The sequence below is a fragment of the Amylolactobacillus amylophilus DSM 20533 = JCM 1125 genome, assembly GCF_001936335.1.
Classification (GTDB): domain Bacteria; phylum Bacillota; class Bacilli; order Lactobacillales; family Lactobacillaceae; genus Amylolactobacillus; species Amylolactobacillus amylophilus.
This window is the reverse complement of sequence record NZ_CP018888.1, coordinates 477,146-498,353: the sequence shown is the minus strand read 5'-3', so window position 1 is coordinate 498,353 and position 21,208 is coordinate 477,146. Positions and strand designations below refer to the sequence as shown.

The following is a 21,208-nucleotide window of genomic DNA, read 5'->3' as shown; positions in this document are numbered from 1 at the left end:
CAACAACAGTTGACGAAGAGCCGATTTCTACCACGACTATGAGGAAGATATCAAGCTGATGGGCGAGATGGGCTTCAAGGTTTTCCGCCTGAGTATTAACTGGTCCAGAATTTTTACTAATGGTGATGACCAGTAGCCAAATGAGGCGGGATTGCAGTTCTATGACCGTGTCTTTGACGAATGCCACAAGTATGGTATCGAACCACTCGTTACCCTATCGCACTATGAAACCCCGTTGGCGCTAGCGATTAACTATAATGGCTGGGCGAGCCGGAAGTTGATTGATTTCTACATCAATTATTGTAAAACGGTTTTTACACGCTATCAGGACAAGGTGAAATATTGGTTAACATTCAACGAAATTAACATCATGGAATTTGCACCCTACATGGGTGGCGGTTTGATTGATGGCACACCTCAGAACAAGGCACAGGCTGCGCACAACCAGTTTGTTGCGAGTGCAAAGGATGTTAAGTTGGCTCACGAAATCGATCCGGCAAACAAGGTCGGTCAGATGTTGGCCTATTCACAACTCTACGCCCGATCCTAAAGACCAACTTTTGGCCATGACATCAGCACAGAGAAGCCTATTCTACACGGATGTCCAGACGGGCGGCCGGTATCCTGATTACCGCCTGAAGCTTTATGAACGTGAAGGGATCAAGCTCGACGATACACCAGAGGATTATGAGCTACTTAAGAATTATTCTGCTGACTTCCTGAGTTTCTCTTGCTACGCTTCAAACGTTGTCACAACGCACTATGAAACCGGGAAGAGCGGTGGCAACTTCATGTCCGGCGTTAAGAATCCGTATTTGAAGACTAACGATTGGGGCTGGGCAACTGACCCCGACGTCCTGCGGATTGCGCTGAACACATTGTGGGATCGGTATCACAAGCCGCTCTGGATTTTGAGTTCTATGAATACATTTTTTAAATCTTATAACCTTGATTTAATAGGGTTTTAGGACTTTTGAATCTTTCAAAATAGACTCATTTTTCAAATTTTAGTAACTTTTTGGTAACTGAAGATAAATCTCAATTTGATTTTGATAACACTAAAAGTTTCATATAAATAGTTGATTTAACTGCATAATAACATTAAGTATTAATATTATTAGAGGCGATTGGTATCAATACATTAAAGTTTGGTTTATTTAGTCAGCCTTTTCCCAAAAGAGTGCAAATTGGATTGCCAAGTCTGCGATTCGGTCCTTACTATCTAAGTCCGAATGACTAGATAAGGTTCTGATATCCCATTTTTCTTCCGAGAGGTGGTCCGCCGCGTAGAAGAAATGGCAGAGTTCAAAGCCCCTAAAGGCTGCTAATGCCGCCACGGCAGAGCACTCCATATCGACGCAGATAGCCCCTGATTCCTTTCGACGCTTCATCTTGCCGATGGTTTCCCGATAGGGAGCATCGGTCGTCCAAACTTTTCCTTTTTGATACGAAATCTTGTGACTATCCAGAAAAGATTGGAAGAGAGGAAGGATTCCCTTGTTCACTTCCACTTCATTACTTGCTGGAAGATAGTGATAACTAGTCCCCTCGTCTCGAAGGGCGGATGTTGGAATGATGATGGAGGTCGCCTCAATATCTTGGTTCAAAACCCCACAAGTCCCAAAGAGAACGAGTTTTTCCATCCCAAATTGAATCAAATCCTCTATAATTCCCACACAGGAAGCAGCCCCAACTGGCGCATTAAAGACAGCAATCTGTTGGTCTCCAATAGTAATCCCATAGACAATGACTTCAAAGTTAGCCATAGATGTTCTTGTAATTTCGTCATGTTCGTAATTCTCAAGTAGGCGCGCAAAAGTTACTCTTGAAAAGCACGATATGACTACTTTGGGAAATCCTTCAATCGGTTTGTATAAGTCTTGTGGATTAATGATAGCCTGTCGATTAGGGTCAAATTCTTCTAAAATCATCTCATATACCTCTTTCATTTAAATTATTGTTCCATATTACACCACTGGTACTTAAATAAAAAAAGATCTTCAACATCCAAAGGAATGAAGAAGATCTCGATTGGTGCAATGGACCGCCTCTTGTCCACAATACACCATTTGGTTTTAATCAATCAAAGATACGATTATGACATTTCCACAAAACGTTGTCATTAATCACTTTTAAGCCTAGCATCTTGTATTTTTTTTGACAAGCCCCAAGGATTATTTGAGTGTACATATTTTTTGTGCTGAAACAAACTAAAATTGTAGATAAAGCCTAATATACTTGACTTTTTTAGTTATCAGATTTTGATTGTCTATGGTAATTTATGTCCGCTTGCCTGGTAGAGGTTGTACCATTCACCTTTGCTCAATTCGAAATCCGTTCCTGCGGCGATTTCTTTCAACCGGCTCGGCTTCGTTGTTCCCGCAATAACCTGAGTGCTGGCAGGTAACCGAAGGATCCATGCGCTGGCGACCGCGTTCTTCGTTACGCCGTGATTCTGGGCGACTTTTTCCATCTCGGCATTCAGTTCCGGAAACTTCGGATTGTCGATGAAGACACCCGAGAAGTTGCCGAACTGGTATGGTGACCATGCCTGAAGTGTCATCCCAGTTTGTTGGATGTAAGGGTACAGGCCTGAGTCGTGATCGTGACCCTCTGGGACGTCCATGTTGGTGAAGAGGCCAAAGTCGACCATGCCTGTGTGACCTAAGCCAAATTGGAGTTGGTTAGTGACCAAATAGGTATTAAGAAAGCTTTGCAGGTATTCGGTCTGATACCGATTCATGTTGCTGATACCGAAATACCGTACCTTGCCTTCTTGACGGAGCTGATTAAATGTCTCCGCAATCTCTGCGGGCTCCATTAGCGCATCCGGCCTGTGTAATAATAGTGTGTCCACATAATCAAGTTGCATTCTTTGCAATGATTCATCAACTGTCTTCAGGATATGTTCCTTAGAGAAGTCAAACATTCCATTTTGACCATCAGTTCTTTGGACAATCCCGGTCTTGGTCTGAACAAGAATCTTGTCGCGGTCGATGCTAGAAGCTTTCAGCGCCTCACCAAATTTCTGCTCTGAGACCCCGCCAGCATAAATGTCTGCCAGATCGAAGAAGTTAATGCCCAGGTCTACGGCTGTTTCTAGTAGTTCGACTACTTCTTCAGTTGTCTTGTTCGAGATTCGCATCAATCCCAGTGCAATCTCCGAAACTCTTAAATTACTCGTACCTAATTCTGTATAACGCATATTCATTTCCTCTTTTCGCTTATGCTTTTCTGTCGTTTCTGTTATCCGACAGGCTGTTATTTCTTGCCAAGAAACTTGAACGTACTGTGGGCTAACTCGTGTCCATGCATCTGGTGGTAAAGTTCGTTGAGCCAAAATCCCGGCTTTACGGTCGGCACGTTGTCTAGAGCAACCAATTCGAATTGGTACTCATGGTCCACATTTGGCGGTTGCGGTCCCGTGTAACGCTCCGTGACCGCCTTGTTCTGCATGTTGACTAATCCGCCAGCGTTACTGTTCTTGCCTTGAATTAGGTAGGGTGGATTCTCTTGGCTTACGCCAGCCGTTAACTCAATTTGCTGAGGGTCGGTGATTAAAGTCACCCAGTGAATCCAAGTGAAGCCACTCACGGGGATGGCGTCATGATCCAGCATAATGAGTGCCAGACTTTTGGCTGTTTGTGGTACCCCACTGATAGATAGGGGTGGGGAGAGCACCGGTGTTTGCGCCAATAAATTCTCGGCCGAAGCCTGCTTGCTATACTCTGGTGGTAAATAGCCATTCTCTAATGGTGTGCTAATTTCCATTGCTACCTCCTTTGAAAGCGGATGCTACTATACCTTTAATTTTACGCTTAATCAGCACGCAATAGTACAATATTTTTCTTAAAATGCTGGTCAAATTGAAGACGTTAAATGCTATGATATACTAGATTAGATTTTTATTGAGAGGCAAATATTAATGACTGACAAAACTTTTTATATTACGACCCCTATCTACTATCCGTCTGGTAAATTGACGATTGGTAACGCCTATACGACGGTTGCTGCCGATGTTCTGGCGCGCTATAAAAGACAGCTTGGGTATGACACATTCTTCCTAACCGGAACTGATGAGCATGGCCTAAAGATTGAGGAGACCGCCGAGAAGGAAGGCCTAAAACCGCAGGACTATGTGGATCAAATGGCGGCGAGCTATAAGGATCTTTGGCGAATGCTCGACATCAGCTACGATAAATTCATTCGCACAACAGATGCCGATCATGTTAAGGCTGTGCAGCAGATTTTTGAAAAACTACTGGCCAAGGGGGACATCTACCTGGGTGAGTACTCTGGTTGGTACTCGGTATCGGACGAGGAATTCTTCACCGAGTCGCAACTAGCAGAAGTGTACCGAGATGAGGCAGGAAATGTCACAGGCGGTAAGGCGCCAAGCGGCCATGAGGTCGAGCTAGTTAAGGAGCCGAGCTACTTCTTCAAGATGAGTAAGTATGCTGATCGCCTCCTGCAATACTATGAAGATCACCCTGAATTCATCCAGCCTGAATCGCGTAAGAATGAGATGATCAATAACTTCATTAAGCCAGGACTAGAAGATCTTTCAGTGACGCGGACGACTGTCGACTGGGGAATTCCTGTGCCAAGTGATCCGAAGCACAAAGTCTATGTCTGGATTGACGCTCTTTCAAACTATATTACGGCACTCGGATACGGCGGTCCAGACGACGCCCTTTTCAAGAAATTCTGGCCTGCAGATGTCCAATTGGTGGGTAAGGAAATTATCCGTTTCCACACAATTTACTGGCCAATTATGCTGATGGCGCTTGATTTACCACTGCCTAAGCAAGTGTTCGGTCACGGTTGGATATTGATGAAGAACGGTAAGATGTCGAAGTCTAAGGGCAACGCTGTATACCCAGAGATGATTGTTGAACGTTATGGACTAGACTCGCTGCGTTATTACTTGATGCGCGCCATTCCATTTGGTAACGACGGGATTTTCACTCCGGAGGACTTTGTTGAACGGGTGAACTTCGACTTGGCAAACGATCTTGGTAATTTATTGAACAGAACAGTTTCGATGATTAACAAGTACCATGACGGTGTGGTCGCGCCCGTTCAGGGCGACTTCGATGAGTTTGACACCGCACTCAAGCAGATGGCAGCTGACACGATCAAGTCCTACAGCGAGAATATGAATAAATTCTACTTCTCAAAGGCATTAGATGCCGTGTGGCAGTTTATCAGTCGTGCAAATAAATACATCGACGAGACGACTCCATGGATCTTAGCAAAGGACGAGGCCAAGGCCACCCGTCTCCAGGCCGTGATGACCAACTTGGCAGAGAGTTTACGGTTAATTGCGCTCCTGATTAAGCCCATCATGACGAAAGCTCCAGTGGAAATGTTCCAGCAACTTGGGTTGGACATCGATAATTCGACCATGACTAAGCGTGCTTTTGGTGGCTACGACTGGGGTAATAAAGTCTCCGAGACGCCAACCCCAATTTTCCCCCGACTCGATAACGAGATTGAAGTCCAGTACATCAAGGATCAGATGGCTAAGGCAAAACCAAAAAAGGAGAGTCGGTCTGAGAAGAAGGACAGTGCGGGCCAAAACACCACGGCGGCCATAGAAGAAACGGAGTTCGTCACCATTGATGATTTCGACAAGTTGAAGCTTCAAGTTGGTGAAGTTCTAGCCGTCCAAAAGGTTCCTAAATCTAATAAGTTATTAAAGTTTACACTCGATTTCGGCGAGGGTACGCCGCGCCAGATCCTTTCCGGGATGCAGCAGTATTATCCAGCGGAACAGGAATTAGTCGGCCAGAAGATAGTGGCAATTACGAATCTGAAGCCGAGAAAGATGCTTGGACAGCTTAGCCAAGGTATGCTTTTATCCAGCGAGATGGGTGAGACGGTCAAATTGGCAATTGTGGGACCAGAACACGCAAACGGGGCGTTATTAGGCTAATGAAAATTTTCGATGCACACACGCACCTAAATGACGTGCCTTTTCGGACACATGAACAGGATTACGTTGATCATGCACAAGAGCTTGGTGTAGTAAAGATTGCCAATGTGGGATCTAACCGCGAGTTAAACGAACGTGCGATTCGCCTGAGCGAGCAATTCGCCAACATGTACGCCATCGTGGGTTTTCATCCGGATGATAGTAAATTATTTGATGAAACTGAACAAGATATTCTGGTGAGTCAGCTGCAACGAGAGAAAGTGGTGGCGCTGGGTGAGATTGGTCTGGACTACCACTGGGATGATTCGCCTAGGCCAACCCAACGTGCGGTTTTTCAAGCACAAATAGAGCTGGCGCATGAGCTGAAATTACCCGTAAATATTCATACAAGGGATGCAATGAGTGACACGTACGACATCTTAAAGGATAGTCAAGCGTTGGAATACGGTGGCGTGATTCATAACTTTAACGGCGACAAAGTGTGGCTTGAAAAGTTCTTGAATCTCGGATTACAGGTCTCTTTCAGTGGTGTGGTAACATTCAAGAACGCTCATGAGGTGCATGAGTCTGCGCGCGTTGTACCGCTAGATCGCGTCTTGGTCGAGACCGACGCGCCTTACCTCACTCCTACACCTTACCGGGGTAAGCAGAACGAGCCAGCATATACGCGTTATGTGGTGGAGCAGATAGCTACCTTAAAGGGATTGAGCGTGGAAGAAGTCGCTGCTGCGACATATCGGAATACGATGGAGCTGTATGGAATCAAAGAAAACTAACTCAGATAAATTCGCTGAAGTAGTCATTGTCGAGGGACGTGACGACACGAAGCGGCTCAAACTGTTTTTCCCTGGCATAGAGACGATTGAAACCAATGGTTCAGAGATCTCTGCGGAGACTTTGCTTCAAATCAAGAAGGTGGCGGAGACACGCCCTGTGGTGATCTTGACGGATCCCGATTTCAATGGTGAGCGAATTCGCCGCAAGGTAACAGCGGTCGTACCTACCGCTAAACAGGCTTTCCTGAAGCGGGCCGATGCAGTGCCCAGCAAGAGCCACGGTAGTCTTGGAGTAGAACACGCCAGTGGGGTGACTTTGGCGCATGCGCTAAACAATCTACACGAGCAGACGACAAGTGAATTAGCGGCGACAGAGCAAATTAACCACAATCTACTACTCGATCTAGGGCTAATTGTGGGTGCAACTGCCCGTCAGAAGCGTGATTTTGTGGGTCAACAGTTGGAAATTGGTTATGCGAACGCGAAACAATTTGAGCGGCGACTGGTGACTTTTGGAATTACTAAGGCTGAATTGCTGACTGTACTAGAGAAATGGGAGAGACGATGAAGAGACTACCGATTGCTGATCCAATCAGAACGAGCGAGATTCTGCATCACTATCACTTGCAGGCCAAGAAAAGTTTAGGTCAGAACTTTCTGACCAATCCGGCTGTGATTAACAGTATTGTGACCACGGCTGAAATCGCGCCCGGGGACCAGGTAATTGAGGTCGGCCCGGGAATTGGCGCCTTGACGGAGCAAATTCTCGCGCAGGGTGCAAAGTTGCTGGCCTATGAGATCGACGGTAAGTTGATTGAAGTGCTAACGAATGAGTTACCCGCAGACGCTCAAATCAAAATTCTGCATCAAGATGTTCTGCAAACGGATTTTAATAAGGACTTTGAGGGCTATTTCGATCCGACTAAGCCGGTCAAGGTTGTGGCTAACCTGCCCTACTACATCACAACACCCATTATTTTCCGCTTTCTGGAGAGTGGAATTCCGCTGGAATCACTCACAGTCATGATGCAAAAAGAAGTAGCTGACCGCATCGAGGCGCAGCCGGGGAAGAAGGACTTCGGCCCGCTGTCGATCGCAGTCCAGCTGGACATGGAATCGCACATCGCACTGAATGTACCGCCAAGTTCCTTTACTCCCGCACCAAAAGTTGATTCGGCTGTGGTGCAAATTGTGCGTAAGGCACAGCCAATTAGGCTACCGAACAAGGATTTGTTTAACAAAATCGTTAAGGTGAGTTTTGCTCAAAGACGCAAAACCATTTATAACAATTTGAAACATCTGGTTGGTCAGGAGCTGCAGACGATTGATGATTTACACGAATTATTGCGAGCTGCCGCTATTGCTGAGAATCGGCGGGCAGAACAGTTAAGTATAGCTGACTACTTGAAGTTGACAGAATTGGTAGACGCAAAATAATTTTTGGTTAAATTTTGACCAAATAATGAGTAAAATATATCCACAGGCAATGATAGTACTCCCTGTGGATAATTTGCATTGCGGTGGAAAACCTGTTATAATTGTTTCACAAGGAGTGTGAAGCAAATGCCTATAACAATAGCATCGATTAAGCACCAACTTGACGACCATCTTGGTCAGAGCTTGACTGTCGTCGCCCAAGCGGGAAGAAAGAAAGTGACCCGGCGTAAAGGAACACTACGAAAGACTTTCCCTGCGGTTTTCGTTGTTGAACTAGATCAAGACGAGAACAACTTCGAACGCGTAAGCTACAGCTACACGGATCTTTTGACCAAGACCATCCAACTCGAGTTCGAGGAAGTAATTTAATTGAATAAATCACGAACAATCACTAGTATTTTTTCGTAAAATACTAGTGATTTTCTTTTTTTTGCGGTATTCTTAAACATGAATATTCGAATGGAGGAAGTCGCTTGAAACGCTCTGAAAGATTGGTCGATATGACAAGCTATCTCATGGCTCGGCCGCACACATTGATTGCTCTACCTTTTTTTGCCGAACGATACGATGTTGCAAAATCCTCAATAAGTGAGGATCTCGCAATCGTGAAGCACACGCTCGCTAAGCACAAGAACGGAATCCTTGAAACTGTTGCTGGTGCTAGTGGTGGTGTACGCTACATTCCTTTCGTGGGCCGCAAGATTGCCAATAATGTTTTAGTTAATTTAAGCAAAAAAATTGATGATAGCCACCGGATACTTCCTGGCGGCTTTGTTTACCTGTCTGATATCCTGGGCAATCCCCAGACTTTAAGGCAGATTGGTGAATTAATTGCTACTAGTTTTGCCTTTGAAGAGATTGACGCGGTAATGACCGTCGAGACCAAGGGAATCCCCCTTGCTGCGGCCGTGAGCGAATTTTTGAACGTGCCGTTCGTGATTGTCAGACGAAAGGCGAAGATTACAGAAGGTTCTACTATTAGTGTTAATTATGTAGCTAGCTCGTCCAAGAGAATTGAGAAAATGGAACTGGCAAAGAGAAGCCTGCAACCAAATTCACGCGTGCTCATCGTGGATGACTTCATGAAGGGCGGCGGAACTTTAACCGGGATGACTGAGTTAGTTAAGGAATTTGACTGTGAGGTGGCTGGTATGGCCGTACTTTGTGAGACTCGTTCTACTGAGCAGAAGGTGATCAAAGATTACCTGTCACTCATCGATATTGAGGAAGTGAACGTGGAACAGAAGATGATTAAGGTCCATCCAGGCAATTTCTTAATGAAGACGGACTGGGAGGTGTTCTAGGTGAGCACCTACCTGCCAGTCGTTAAGTCAGCTTTAATTGCCTTCCCGTTTGTAGCACTTTTGCTGTTCCTCCCAATCTTCTCCGTGCAGTACCGCAAAAACTAGTCGTTCATTCCTTGGCGGGCAGTAGTGATTTATTCCTTTATCTTCTATCTATTGACTGTTTATTTCATGGTAATCTTACCACTGCCGAGTCAATCCAGTGTGGCGGCGCTGACAACGCTAACCATGAATCTACACCCGTTTGAATTTGTGCGGTAATTTATGAAATATTCACCATTTGTGTTGACGGATCCGGGGACGTATAAGGGCGCTTTGATCTCGGCTTCGTTTATCCAGACTGCGTTTAACCTACTTTTGACGCTCCCCTTTGGCGTTTATCTCAGGTATTATTTCAAACGAAATTGGCGCCAGACCCAGTTATGGTTAATCATTATTCCGTTCATCTTCTTCTGGACGGCGGATTGGCTGGCATACACGGGCACAGTTAGTGAGAAGGATTTGCCCCAAACGCTCTTAGTTGTGGGGGTTTCGGTGGCCATCGTTGCCGTCTACCTCCTGCACCTGTTTGTCAGCCTTTTCTTCAGGAATCCACGTTTAATCTATGAAAAAATTTCTAAAACCCGCACAATAGCGGTTAAAAAGGATCGTACACATGAATAATCGTTATGTCATCATTCTCGCGGCCGGTAAAGGCACTCGCATGAAATCAAAGTTATATAAGGTACTCCACGAAGTATGTGGGAAGAGCATGGTTGAACACGTAGTCGACCAGGCAGAAGCAGTTGAGCCAAAGCAAATTGTGGCCATTGTTGGTCACGGGGCGGCGGCTGTAGAAGAAAAGCTCGGCGAACGAGTTTCATTTGCTCGCCAGGCCGAACAACTAGGAACTGGCCACGCGGTTTTACAAGCAAGCGCGCTACTTGAACAGGAACAGGGAAGCACGCTAGTCATCAATGGTGATACACCACTGCTGACGGCAGCAACGTTTGAACAATTATTTGCCGCTCACGATGCGTCTGATGCTAAGGCAACCGTACTGACTGCCGTTGCGCCAGACCCTACCGGTTACGGACGTGTCATCCGTGATGCTGCCGGTAATGTATTGAAGATTGTCGAGCAAAAAGATGCCGACGAGCAAGAACAGGCAGTGCAGGAAATTAACACAGGCGTGTTCGTATTCGATAATCAGGCACTCTTCAAAGCCCTCCACCAAGTAACGAATGATAATGCTCAGGGCGAGTACTACTTGACCGATGTGATGGAAATTCTGCGTGGCCAAGGTGAGAGCATCGGTGCATATCAAACCGCTGACTTCGACGAAACGATGGGAGTCAACGACAGAGTAGCACTGGCGCGGGCCAACCAACTGATGCAGGCCCGAATTAATCGGGCACACATGATGAACGGTGTGACGTTCGTCGATCCAGCTAATACGTACATTGATAGTACGGTCCAAATTGGCAGCGATACAGTGATTGAGGGTGGCGTTGTGTTAAAAGGACGTACTGTGATTGGCTCAGATTGCCAGATCCAAAGCGGGTCACGAATTGTTGATTCGACGATTGGTAATCACGTGGTCGTAACTTCATCAACCATTGAGGAATCCATCATGCACGATCACACCGATATTGGACCAAACTCACACCTCAGACCTGAATCAGAAATTAAGTCTGGTGCTCATATTGGGAACTTCGTTGAAGTGAAAAAGGCAGTGATTGGCGAGCGTTCTAAGGTTGGCCATCTGACTTACGTGGGGGATGCCACGATTGGTAAGGACGTCAACGTCGGTTGTGGCGTGGTCTTCGTCAATTATGACGGTGTGCAGAAATTCCATTCGACAATTGGGGATAAGTCCTTCATCGGTAGTAACTCAAATATTATTTCACCCGTAGTGATGGAGCCGAATTCGTTTGTGGCAGCCGGTTCAACGATTACGAAGGACGTGCCACGTCACGCGATGGCGATTGCTCGCAGTAGGCAAGAGAACAAGCTTGATTTCTGGAAGCGTTTACCATTAGGACATGATAAAAATTGGAATTAGTAAAAGATTAGAGAGCGTTTATTTCGGACCTTTTTTTTGATAGAATACTACTTTGGTAAAAGTATTTATTGCGGAGGAAAAGATGACACAATACGCAGATCCAAATTTGAAGATTTTTTCACTGAACTCAAATGAACCTTTGGCCAAAAAAATTGCCCAAGAAGTTGGTGTTGAGCTTGGGAAATCGAGTGTCAAGAAATTTAGTGACGGCGAGATTCAGATCAATATTGACGAGTCGATTAGAGGGGCCGATGTCTTCATCGTCCAGTCTACTAGCGCACCTGTAAACGACAACCTGATGGAAATGTTAATCATGATTGATGCATTGAAACGCGCGTCGGCTAAAACAATCAACTTGGTGATCCCATATTATGGCTACGCTAGACAGGACAGAAAATCTCGTGCCAGAGAGCCAATTACAGCGAAGTTAGTTGCGAATATGATTAGCCGTGCTGGGGCAACCCGTGTGCTTGCACTTGATCTGCATGCAGCACAAATTCAAGGTTTCTTCGATATTCCGGTTGATCATCTGATGGGTGCCCCACTTTTGGCTGATTACTTCTTATCTAATCACTTAGAAGGGGATGCTGTGGTTGTTTCACCTGATCACGGTGGTGTGACGAGAGCACGTAAGTTGGCTGAGTTCTTGAAGGCCCCAATTGCGATTGTTGATAAGAGAAGGCCTAAGGCAAATGTGGCCGAGGTCATGAATATTATCGGTAGTGTCAAAGGTAAGCGTGCCATCCTGATTGATGACATGATTGACACGGCGGGGACAATTACTTTAGCCGCACAAGCGCTGATTGATGAGGGTGCAACAGAAGTCTATGCAAGTTGTACGCATCCGGTTCTGTCTGGCCCGGCCATCGAACGAATTGAGAATTCCGCAATTAAGAAGTTAATTATTACTGATTCAATTAACATTCCAGAAGAAAAACGGATTGATAAGATGACCGTCGTATCGGTTGGTCAATTAATCGGGGATGCCATCAAACGGATTTATGAGAATAAACCTGTTAGTCCATTGTTTGAAACAAGATTTAAGAGCAGATAAAAGAGTTGATTCAAAAAGCATTGAAGTTAGTCCTTTTGGACTATCATTCAATGCTTTTTTGCTGTTGCATATTTGGTTTGAAAATTTAGCAGTACGGATTCCGACTTGTTAAGTATAGTTGCTAAAACAACTGCGGAAATAAGTACAATTGGAAAATAAACGAATAATGTGAATGTACCGCGTGCATTAAACGGCTCGAAATGTATTCTGTTAAAAATAATTAGAATCACTGGATGAGAAAGATACAGAGTATATGTTAGGCTTGATAGAAATTTTACTGGAGAATGTAACTGTGGAAGTATCTTTATGATCCAAGTACCTAGTTTATAAAAGATAATCAATGTGGCCAGAGTCATAAGTAAAGGATCATAGTATTCAAGGTATATTACAAATTGATTGGTCTGTAATCGTTCAATGAATAGTGCAACAGTTAATGTAATTGCAAGTATTATGTAGCTGGTTAAAACAATAGGTGTGCTTAGATGTTCAAGATAATTATGTTCATGTAACCAGATACCAATATAAAAGTAAATTCCCCATTGTAATGGGCTTAACCACAATATACGGTTGATAAAGTTAATAGGAATTATGCCTGTAACAAGGCTTACGATGATTGGTGAAATAAGGAGAACCATGAAAATTAATTTACTATACTTTTGCATTAATTTGTAAAACATTATGCTAATTGGGTATTGAATTATCATAATCAACAAAAAATAGGTATGGTACCACATATTACCATATAATATATGGGTAATTAAGTACCTGATATTATAATCTCGAGCTGAATGACTCAATACGAGATAAGCAAAGTATAGTAGGCTCCAAGTGATATAAGGTAGAAAAAGTCTTTTTAGGTCATGTTTTACTATATCAAGGAAACTGATATTAGGATGTCTCTTGACTGTGTAAATTACTGAATAACCACTGAGAATAAAAAAGATTGGAACAGCAACGCTAGCAAACCTATTGAGTAACCTGGCGTAGAAAATATTTTGAACGGCAAACGGCGCTAATGAGTGAGTCATCACAACGAGAATAGCAGAAAATATCCTCAGAAAATCAATATATTCATAAATTTGCGTTTACACAATATTTTTGACACTCCCTTAAAAATTCTAGATCTTTTTCTCAATTAGTAAGAAAGTGGCTGGCAAGAGGGCGGCAAGGGAGCTAGTGTAGCCGATGTGATGACTCAAGGTTCAAGTACTGCGGAACGTGAAATTACGGAGGGTGTACTCCCTGGGAAAGTTTATCCAAACCACGAGGCAATTGACTTCTATCACCGTTATCAAGCAGACATCAAGTTGTTTGCAGAATTAGGCTTGAAGTGTTTTAGAACCTCCATTGCTTGGACGAGAATCTTTCCTAATGGCGATGAAGCAGAGCCAAATGAGGCGGGTTTGAAATTCTATGATGATCTGTTCGATGAGTGCCTCAAATACGGGATTGAACCCGTGGTTACTCTCTCGCACTTCGAGATGCCATATCATCTGGTAACTGAGTATGGTGGCTGGCGGAACCGTAAGGTGATTGACTTCTTCGTCAATTTCGCCACTGCTGTCTTTAACCGGTACAAGAATAAGGTTAAGTATTGGATGACCTTTAATGAGATTAACAACCAGACTAACTACGATCGGCCCTTCACACTGTTCACTAACTCGGGTATTACTGTGAAGCCCGGGGAGGATGCTGAGAAGACGATGTACCAAGCTGCGCACTACGAACTCGTCGCCAGTGCCCTAGCTGTCAAAATTGCGCATGAAATTAACCCTGCAATGCAAGTTGGTTGCATGATAGCGATGTGCCCAATCTATCCGGCAACCTCTAAGCCAACTGATATCATGAAGGCGGAGCGGGCAATGCAGACCCGTTACTACTTCAGTGATGTGCATGTTCGTGGTGAATATCCTGCATGGCTAGCTCGTTATTTCGAAAATAAGGACTTTAACCTAGATATCACGGCAGAAGATTTAGAAGCTCTAAAGACCGGCAAAGTTGATTATGTTGGTTGGAGCTACTACATGTCATTCACCGTCAAGGCTAAGGACCAAGAGGATGCTGATTTCAGTTACCGTGAGAGCGAATACTTAATTCAGAATCCGTTCCTGGAAGCTTCGGAATGGGGTTGGCAGGTTGATCCACTTGGACTCCGCTACTCGATGAACTGGATTCAGGATCGTTACCAGATTCCCCAATTTATTGTGGAAAATGGTTTGGGTGCCATCGATAAATTCGAGGATGGGACTGTGCACGATGACTATCGTGTCGACTATCTGCGCGACCACATTACGGCCATGCGTGATGGTGTCTTGCGTGATGATATCAAGCTGATGGGCTATACTCCATGGGGAGTAATTGACATTGTTTCCGCAAGTACTGGTCAAATGGATAAGCGGTATGGTTTAATCTATGTAGACAAGAATGACAAAGGTGAAGGAACCTTAGATCGTTACAAGAAGGATTCCTTCGCTTGGTTCCAACACGTCATTTCGACAAATGGCGCAGAATTAGAATAGGAGAGTTGATTGATGAGGGCTAAAGTTGTAGCAAATGTACCTGCAAAGTACTTTTTTAACAAAATTACAGAATCGGTGATTGAGGATATTAAGCAGCAGACAGGTACTGTACTTTCGCGTTCACAATTAAAAGATTTCTCGTTCGACAAGAAATTTGCTAACGGGCAGTATGGTAAGCTCGAGGTGACCGACTTCAAGGATGACGAACTCTACGCATATGAGATGCACTCTGGTAAGAATGCGCATAAGGTTAGTTATCGAATCAAGCCCCTGGGTGAGAAGAAGTCAGAGCTATCTTACGTGGAGCACGTTAGTGGAAGTAGTGCTACCGTTGATTTGAACAACAAATTGACTGGCTTCATTCTCGGTTGGGTGCGCCGTAAGCGCCTGAAACAGATGGGTAAGAAGATAGAGGAATTCTACCAACAGACCCTTGCCAATACGGAATCTAACTAATAAATAATAAAAACCAGTTCGACACATCGGGTCTCGTGAAACGACGTGCAGAACTGGTTTTTTTGTCTGGAGCAATGAATGCTTATTTTTCTGGTGTATCGGTCTTACTTTGTTGCAACAAATCCCGAATCTCCTTCAGGTACTGCTCAGTTGGTGAGATGCTGCCAGCATCCTTCTTTTCTTTCCTGAAGTGATTGAAGAACTTCACGATTAAGAATACGATGAACGCGATAATGATGAAGCTAATCACGTCGTTCAGAAAGTTACCAACTGTGAATAACGCACTGCCGATGCGAAATTTGATGGCGGAGAGGTCGATTGATCCTAAGAAAATACTGATTAGTGGGTTCAAAAGATTGCTGGTGAGGGATTTAACCAGCGTTGAAAGTGCACCACCAATCAGCACACCGACGGCCATATCCAGCACATTGCCTCGATTAATAAACTCTTTAAATTCATGTATCATTTTGATTGTTCTGTTCCTACCTTTCTTCTTGTGTCTGTCTGTTAGTCGTTGGCCAACTTAATTAGTTGATTATTCTTGATATGTTGTTGAAACTCTTGGTAAATTGGTTCGAAAATCTGGGTCTGGTGTTGTTTAACAAGCATCGTCTTTGGGAAGAAGAAACGAGCATCACCACTTTGTTCACCCATGATTGAGCGAACTAACGGGCTAAACTCTGATAACTCAACCAGCGTGCCATCATCCTGCATGATCTCAATCTGCGTCTTCGGATTTTCTGCGTGGGGGTCGTATGAGTCATATGGTAGGTCGAAACTATCGTTGATGGCGGTGTAGTATTCCGGGTCGAAGCCTACCTGACTAATTAATTCCCGCATTTTAGGTAGTAATGTGACGGTCTCGTCGTTGAATTCAACCGACTTGAACGGGCGGCGGTCGAGGAACCGGGTCGCAAGATCGCTGAGGATTGGGTCCGGATGGTGCCGCCAGATACCGAAGTTGGTGTTTAACACACCGTCATCGAGGCTCAGGTAGTCGGCTAAGGTCCAGTTGTGTGCCAGAAATGGGGCGAGTTGATCGACTACCTCAAGTTGACCATCATGGTAGATATCTTGGGCGCGCTTCAAGAGGTGGTCCAATATGACTTCCATTGAGCGGGACACCGGATGGAAATAAATCTGCTGGTACATCTGAAAGCGGGAAACGATGTAGTCTTCGACTGCGTGCATGCCGCCACGGTCAAACGCGATGCCACCTGCGTAAGGGCGAATGACGCGGAGAATTCTGGTGAGATCGAAACTACCGTATTGTGTACCGGTAAAGTACGCGTCACGCAACAGATAATCCATGCGGTCGGCATCTGCTTGACTAGAAATCATCTGGACGACCTGGGGATTCGGGTAAGTTTTGCCAATCACGCTGGCTACCTTCAAAGGAAAGTCTGGGGCGACAGTGCGGAGCACCCGGTTAATCTCTGTGGTCTCATCCGTAATAATCTGCTGAGTAATGGCCTCGTGGTTTGTGTTAAAGAGCCGCTCAAAAGTGTGGGAATAGGGTCCATGACCTACGTCGTGCAACAGGGCTGCACAGAGGGCAACGATGCGTTCTGATTCGTCCCAAAGACCATCACCTGGCGTTTGTTTTTTGAAATTACGATCGAATTTATCGCAAATTTTGCGCGTAATTTCATATACGCCCAGGCAGTGCTCAAAGCGAGAATGCTCTGCACCGTGGAAAGTATAACTGGTCGTTCCGAGCTGCTTGATGCGGCGCAGTCGCTGGAACTCGTGTGTATCAATCAGGTCAAGAATCACCTGATACTGAACGTGAATATAGTTGTGGACTGGATCACGAAAAACCTTTTCTTTTGGTAATTTGACCAAGTTGTATGCCGTATTATGCATGTGGAAGAGCCTCCATTCGTTTGGCTAAGTCAGCCAGATTCTGCTCGAAGTCGTAAATGAATTGATTATCGATGATTGATTCCAGCGTGACCTCTGAGTATTTGTTGCCTTGGCGTAAAAGCTGGGCCAAAATCAGTTGCTTGAGCTGTTCGTTTGCTGTTTGATTTGCTAACGAAATGCAGTCCGCTAGATTAGTCATCGCGTTAGGATCGACGCTTGGAAAAATCAGCTTGGGGTGTGCAGGTCTATTTGCTTGTTCATAGAAGTCGTGCATCATCTGCCCGCGTGCTTGTTGATTACCAACCACGCTATAATAGAGCATGATGCCGATGTTGTCCTTTGCACGCCGCTGCGCTTGGCCGGAGAACTTGAGCCCGCCAATGCTCAGATCGTAGGTACCAGGACAGTAGGACGTACTGACTTCTCTCTGCTCTACCTGAACATCAAACGAACTGAGCGCCCCCGCCGTCAGTTTCGTTGTCGCCTCATAGGCAGCGTTGATGGAGACGCCCGTTTGTTGTGGAAAGTATAATGAGGCGTTTAGGATGCCGGCGTCGCTAACGACGCCCAGGCCGCCGGCGTTGCGCACTACATAATTGAAGTGATTCTGCTCAATGACGGCGAGTCCGCGACCAAGTGATTTGAGTTTTGTATCCATATGCCCTAAAATTACTGTATCATTAAGAGTCCAGAATTGGAGGATGGGACGTTTGAGCCTCCCAGCCAGGTAGAGTAAGACATTAGAGGTCGCGATAGCATCTAACGCCTCGTTCTTTGCAAAATACTGGTTGAGCACCAGGAAGTCTTTACTATCTTCAAATAACACGTTCGACCTCCTTTTCCATATGCTTAAATTATAACAAACCAGTCGGAAAATACTTAATTGAGAGGTAATTAAATGCAATTAGTTCAGGTGAGAGTGAAAACGACGATTACACAGGGACCAGAAACGGAAAGCTTTGAGTTTTCGGAGCGCGGGCAACTGGAGGAACTAGATGGCAAATTTATCCTTAACTACCGTGAGTCGGGGACGATTCCGGTACGCATCGAGACGATGGGGAATAAGGTTGAATTAAAACGTGGTGTCGCCCCGGCCAACTATTCAAAGCTCCATTTTGCCGTTGGCCAAAGGGTAAGTACTGAGTATGTCGTCGATGGTCAGACAATGGAGATTGCTACACAGACCAAGTCTATCAAAAGAAGCCAGCCCGATGTGCAGTCGGAAAAGATTGTCATTGAGTACGATTTATACACTGGTGTAAACTTGGTGGGAAACTATTTCTTTGAATTGATTTTTACCAAATAAAATAGTATTATTGGAGACAGACTGTGGAAGGGATGTGCACTTGTGGGATTAGAGGAATTTAAGAATCAAAAAATTGAAGAACTATCATTAATTGAAGTTGCTCATGCTATCTTGGAAGAACGCCATGAAAGAATGGCCTTCGTTGACCTAGTGAATGCAATTCAGAATTTCTTAAACACTAAAGACGAAGAAATTCGTGACCGTTTACCACAATTTTATACTGACTTAAATATCGATGGAAGTTTCATTTCCCTAGGGGATAATGTTTGGGGACTGCGGTCATGGTACTCATATGAATCCGTTGATGAAGAAGTTAATCATCCTGAGGATGAAGAAGAAACACCACGCAAGAAGAATAAAAAGGTTAATGCATTCTTGGCGGACGTTGATGATGACATCATTGACTATGATGCGGACGATCCAGAAGACGATGACCTCACAGTTGATGACGATGACGAAGAGGATGATGACGACTTCGAGAAAGTTGCAAAAGATGATGTCGACGACGATGAAGACGAAGACGAGTTACCTGATGGTATCGAAGGTCAGCTCGCTGATTTAGGCGAGGATGATGACGATCCTGATTTGGGGATTGATTCAGACACCGATGACGAAGATGAAGAATAAATCCTTGACGATTTCGTTCTAGGACTGTATTATACTTTTTGGGCACCTTACAGGCGCGTAGTTCCCTAAGTAATTAGGGAACTTTTTTTGTTTTAAGGGATTTGCCTTCCTTTAGTAGAATTACCATTAATCAAAAAGGAGTAAACAATGACTAAATATATCTTTATTACTGGCGGTGTTGTTTCATCACTTGGTAAGGGAATTGTCTCAGCATCCCTAGCTCGTTTATTGAAGAATCGTGGCCTTAAGGTGACGATGCAGAAGTTCGATCCCTACATCAATATTGATCCAGGCACGATGAGCCCTTATCAACATGGTGAGGTCTTCGTGACTGATGATGGTACTGAGACCGACCTTGACTTGGGTCATTATGAGAGATTTGTGGATGTGAATCTCAACAAGTATTCTAACGTCACCACAGGTAAAATTTACTCCGAAGTTTTACAAAGAGAACGGCGCGGAGATTACAATGGCGCAACAGTACAGGTCATTCCACACATCACGAACATGATTAAAGAGAAAATTATGCGTGCTGCAACGACGACCGATTCAGACGTGATTTTGACAGAGATCGGTGGAACCGTTGGTGACATCGAATCACTGCCATTCCTCGAGGCACTTCGTCAAATGAAGGCAGATGTTGGCGCTGAAAACGTGATGTATATTCACACTACGCTAGTGCCGTACTTGCGTGCTGCTGGTGAGATGAAAACCAAGCCAACACAACATAGTGTGAAAGAATTACGGGGAATCGGTATTCAACCAAATATGTTGGTTCTAAGAACCGAGAAGCCAATTGAGCAGGGCATGAAGGATAAGATTGCTTCATTAACTGACGTGCCACTGGATGCCGTGATTGAATCCGTCGATGCTAAGCATCTGTACGATGTACCGTTGAATTTGGAGAAACAGAAGATGGATCAGGTTGTGGTCGACTTCCTCGGCTTAGATGTCCCAGCTGCCGATCTGAAGGACTGGACGAACCTTACTGAACGGGTTCATAACCTAAAACACACAACCAAAATCACGTTGGTAGGTAAGTACGTCGAGTTACAAGATGCCTACATTTCTGTGACAGAGGCTCTGAAACATGCTGGCTATGCTTACAATTCAGCGATTGAAATTAAGAAGGTTAAAGCTGAGGAAATCACGGCAGAAAACGTGCAAGAAAAATTGGGTGATTTGGATGGTCTAATCGTTCCCGGAGGCTTTGGCGATCGTGGACTTGAAGGCATGATTGAATCGATCAAGTATGTGCGTGAGAATGATATTCCATTTCTCGGTGTCTGCTTAGGGATGCAAATGGCTTCCGTAGAGTTTGCTAGAAACGTGGTCGGACTGAAAGATGCCAACACAACCGAAGTTGATGAGAACGTGAAGAACAACGTGATTGACCTGATGGCTGACCAAAAGGATATGGAAAATATCGGTGGTACTCTCCGTTTAGGCTTGTATCCTGCAACGTTGAAGCAAGGTACTAAGACAGCTGCTGCCTATGACAATCAAAGTGTCATTCAAGAACGTCACCGTCACCGCTACGAGTTTAATAACAAGTATCGTGCGCAATTTGAAGAGAAGGGCATGGTTTTCTCAGGGACTTCACCTGATAACCGGTTAGTCGAAATTATCGAATTACCTACGAACAAGTTCTTTATCGCAGCGCAATATCACCCAGAATTTCTTTCACGGCCAATGCGTCCAGAAGGTTTGTTCAAGGCGTTTATTGGTGCGGCAAGTGATCTACCTGAAAGTGACTTTACAAAATAATAAGAGGGACCTGACCGGTCCTTTTTTATTACAGTTGTGTCTGCAGCTTGTGTTTTTACTGCAATTCTTTTAACATGTTATTGATATGCATTCTAGTCAATGCAACTTTTAATT

General features: G+C 44.7%; 20 protein-coding genes and 2 pseudogenes. 15 read left to right on the top strand and 7 right to left on the bottom strand.

The window, feature by feature from the left end:
• Nucleotides 1-22 precede the first annotated feature (22 nt).
• Nucleotides 23-920 (top strand): annotated as a pseudogene (locus LA20533_RS08420) (glycoside hydrolase family 1 protein); the annotation flags it as partial.
• 237 nt (nucleotides 921-1,157) lie between these two features.
• Here LA20533_RS08420 and LA20533_RS02755 read toward each other — a convergent pair.
• From LA20533_RS02755 to LA20533_RS02745, 3 genes are all read right to left on the bottom strand, one after another.
• Entirely contained in the window at nucleotides 1,158-1,931 is a 774-nt protein-coding gene (locus tag LA20533_RS02755; protein WP_054746315.1) for a nucleoside phosphorylase, read from the bottom strand.
• Nucleotides 1,932-2,269: 338 nt separating this feature from the next.
• Nucleotides 2,270-3,205 carry an aldo/keto reductase gene (locus tag LA20533_RS02750; RefSeq protein WP_054746316.1) on the bottom strand — a complete coding sequence of 312 codons (936 nt, stop codon included), beginning with the start codon at nucleotides 3,203-3,205 and terminating at the stop codon, nucleotides 2,270-2,272.
• A 56-nt stretch (nucleotides 3,206-3,261) separates the two neighbouring features.
• Complete coding sequence (locus LA20533_RS02745) at nucleotides 3,262-3,771, bottom strand: YbhB/YbcL family Raf kinase inhibitor-like protein (RefSeq protein WP_054746317.1); 510 nt, start codon at nucleotides 3,769-3,771, stop codon at nucleotides 3,262-3,264.
• Nucleotides 3,772-3,925: 154 nt separating this feature from the next.
• Between LA20533_RS02745 and metG the strand changes: the two genes are divergently transcribed.
• The 9 genes from metG to LA20533_RS02700 all read left to right on the top strand — a co-directional run bounded on the left by metG (nucleotide 3,926) and on the right by LA20533_RS02700 (nucleotide 12,553).
• Nucleotides 3,926-5,938, top strand: a complete 2,013-nt coding sequence (metG, locus tag LA20533_RS02740; protein ID WP_056946700.1) for a methionine--tRNA ligase — start codon at nucleotides 3,926-3,928, stop codon at nucleotides 5,936-5,938.
• Nucleotides 5,938-6,714 (top strand): TatD family hydrolase, encoded by a 777-nt coding sequence (locus tag LA20533_RS02735; RefSeq protein WP_056946697.1) that lies wholly within the window; start codon nucleotides 5,938-5,940, stop codon nucleotides 6,712-6,714. Before metG ends, LA20533_RS02735 begins: the two co-directional genes overlap by 1 nt.
• Entirely contained in the window at nucleotides 6,695-7,282 is a 588-nt protein-coding gene (rnmV, locus tag LA20533_RS02730) for a ribonuclease M5 (RefSeq protein WP_056946694.1), read from the top strand. The genes LA20533_RS02735 and rnmV overlap by 20 nt, the downstream gene beginning before the upstream one ends.
• A complete protein-coding gene (rsmA, locus tag LA20533_RS02725) occupies nucleotides 7,279-8,151 on the top strand; it encodes a 16S rRNA (adenine(1518)-N(6)/adenine(1519)-N(6))-dimethyltransferase RsmA (RefSeq protein ID WP_054746319.1) in 873 nt (290 codons plus the stop codon). Before rnmV ends, rsmA begins: the two co-directional genes overlap by 4 nt.
• A gap of 126 nt (nucleotides 8,152-8,277) precedes the next feature.
• The gene (locus LA20533_RS02720) at nucleotides 8,278-8,520 is read left to right on the top strand and encodes a Veg family protein (protein WP_054746320.1); all 243 of its coding nucleotides are present in this window, start codon (nucleotides 8,278-8,280) and stop codon (nucleotides 8,518-8,520) included.
• 104 nt (nucleotides 8,521-8,624) lie between these two features.
• Nucleotides 8,625-9,455 (top strand): pur operon repressor, encoded by an 831-nt coding sequence (purR, locus tag LA20533_RS02715; protein WP_056946691.1) that lies wholly within the window; start codon nucleotides 8,625-8,627, stop codon nucleotides 9,453-9,455.
• Nucleotides 9,456-9,719: 264 nt separating this feature from the next.
• Nucleotides 9,720-10,118: a hypothetical protein gene (locus tag LA20533_RS02710; protein ID WP_056946688.1), complete on the top strand. Its 399-nt coding sequence runs from the start codon at nucleotides 9,720-9,722 to the stop codon at nucleotides 10,116-10,118.
• Nucleotides 10,111-11,499: a bifunctional UDP-N-acetylglucosamine diphosphorylase/glucosamine-1-phosphate N-acetyltransferase GlmU gene (glmU, locus tag LA20533_RS02705; RefSeq protein ID WP_054746322.1), complete on the top strand. Its 1,389-nt coding sequence runs from the start codon at nucleotides 10,111-10,113 to the stop codon at nucleotides 11,497-11,499. Before LA20533_RS02710 ends, glmU begins: the two co-directional genes overlap by 8 nt.
• 82 nt (nucleotides 11,500-11,581) lie before the next feature.
• On the top strand, nucleotides 11,582-12,553 hold the full coding sequence (locus LA20533_RS02700; RefSeq protein ID WP_056946685.1) for a ribose-phosphate diphosphokinase: 972 nt from the start codon (nucleotides 11,582-11,584) through the stop codon (nucleotides 12,551-12,553).
• A 47-nt stretch (nucleotides 12,554-12,600) separates the two neighbouring features.
• Here the strand turns inward: LA20533_RS02700 and LA20533_RS08995 are convergent, their stop codons facing one another.
• Entirely contained in the window at nucleotides 12,601-13,620 is a 1,020-nt protein-coding gene (locus LA20533_RS08995; RefSeq protein WP_418189841.1) for an acyltransferase, read from the bottom strand.
• Between the two features lie 75 nt (nucleotides 13,621-13,695).
• On the opposite strand from LA20533_RS08995, the pseudogene LA20533_RS02690 reads away from it, so the two are divergent.
• Nucleotides 13,696-15,072: pseudogene (locus LA20533_RS02690) on the top strand (6-phospho-beta-glucosidase); the annotation flags it as partial.
• 12 nt (nucleotides 15,073-15,084) lie between these two features.
• Nucleotides 15,085-15,528, top strand: coding sequence for a DUF3284 domain-containing protein (locus LA20533_RS02685; RefSeq protein WP_056946679.1), 444 nt, complete (start codon nucleotides 15,085-15,087; stop codon nucleotides 15,526-15,528).
• 82 nt (nucleotides 15,529-15,610) lie between these two features.
• Here the strand turns inward: LA20533_RS02685 and mscL are convergent, their stop codons facing one another.
• The 3 genes from mscL to LA20533_RS02670 are packed head-to-tail and all read right to left on the bottom strand — an operon-like array spanning nucleotide 15,611 to nucleotide 18,220.
• Nucleotides 15,611-15,994 carry a large conductance mechanosensitive channel protein MscL gene (gene mscL, locus LA20533_RS02680; protein ID WP_054746324.1) on the bottom strand — a complete coding sequence of 128 codons (384 nt, stop codon included), beginning with the start codon at nucleotides 15,992-15,994 and terminating at the stop codon, nucleotides 15,611-15,613.
• Between the two features lie 41 nt (nucleotides 15,995-16,035).
• Nucleotides 16,036-17,394 (bottom strand): HD domain-containing protein, encoded by a 1,359-nt coding sequence (locus LA20533_RS02675; RefSeq protein WP_056946676.1) that lies wholly within the window; start codon nucleotides 17,392-17,394, stop codon nucleotides 16,036-16,038.
• On the bottom strand, nucleotides 17,387-18,220 hold the full coding sequence (locus tag LA20533_RS02670) for a lipoyl protein ligase domain-containing protein (protein WP_082611577.1): 834 nt from the start codon (nucleotides 18,218-18,220) through the stop codon (nucleotides 17,387-17,389). Before LA20533_RS02670 ends, LA20533_RS02675 begins: the two co-directional genes overlap by 8 nt.
• Nucleotides 18,221-18,292: 72 nt before the next feature.
• Between LA20533_RS02670 and LA20533_RS02665 the strand changes: the two genes are divergently transcribed.
• From LA20533_RS02665 to LA20533_RS02655, 3 genes are all read left to right on the top strand, one after another.
• Nucleotides 18,293-18,700, top strand: a complete 408-nt coding sequence (locus LA20533_RS02665) for a YwiB family protein (RefSeq protein WP_054746325.1) — start codon at nucleotides 18,293-18,295, stop codon at nucleotides 18,698-18,700.
• 42 nt (nucleotides 18,701-18,742) lie between these two features.
• On the top strand, nucleotides 18,743-19,327 hold the full coding sequence (rpoE, locus tag LA20533_RS02660) for a DNA-directed RNA polymerase subunit delta (RefSeq protein ID WP_056946673.1): 585 nt from the start codon (nucleotides 18,743-18,745) through the stop codon (nucleotides 19,325-19,327).
• A gap of 147 nt (nucleotides 19,328-19,474) precedes the next feature.
• A complete protein-coding gene (locus LA20533_RS02655; protein ID WP_056946670.1) occupies nucleotides 19,475-21,094 on the top strand; it encodes a CTP synthase in 1,620 nt (539 codons plus the stop codon).
• Nucleotides 21,095-21,208: the final 114 nt, after the last annotated feature.